Raw genomic sequence first — 409 nt, 5'->3', positions numbered from 1 at the left:
TCTGCTACTTATCAACCATCATGGATCTGCACTCAAGACGAATTATCGGCTATTCATTCTCAAAAAAGATGGCTACTGATTTAGTCTTAAAGATCCTGGAAAGCGCGGTTAAAAATCGAACCATTACTGGGGACCTGATTATCCACACAGACTTAGGATCACAGTACACCAGCGATGATTACAACCAACGGTTAACCGAACTACATATCCGCCACTCTTACAGCCGTAAAGGGTGTCCATACGATAATGCACCAATGGAATCTTTTCATGCTTCCCTCAAAAAGGAATGTGTTTATCCAGTGCCGGTCTTTGAGAATTATGAAACTGCCGCTGCTGTCCTTTTTGAATATGTGCATGCTTTCTACAATAGGAAGAGAATTCATAGTTCACTGGGCTACCAGACCCCCTT

1 protein-coding gene is annotated in these 409 nt (G+C 42.5%); it reads left to right on the top strand.

Translation table 11 applies throughout. The annotated features are described in order from the left end of the window. On the top strand, window positions 1-409 hold a 409-nt coding region (locus tag KGF70_RS17090; RefSeq protein WP_216786535.1), incomplete at both ends, for an IS3 family transposase.

Source organism: Lactiplantibacillus sp. 7.2.4 (assembly GCF_018991185.1).
Taxonomy (GTDB): Bacteria; Bacillota; Bacilli; order Lactobacillales; family Lactobacillaceae; genus Lactiplantibacillus; species Lactiplantibacillus pentosus.
The sequence above is the reverse complement of the archived record's forward strand: the minus strand, read 5'-3'. Positions and strand labels throughout refer to the sequence as shown.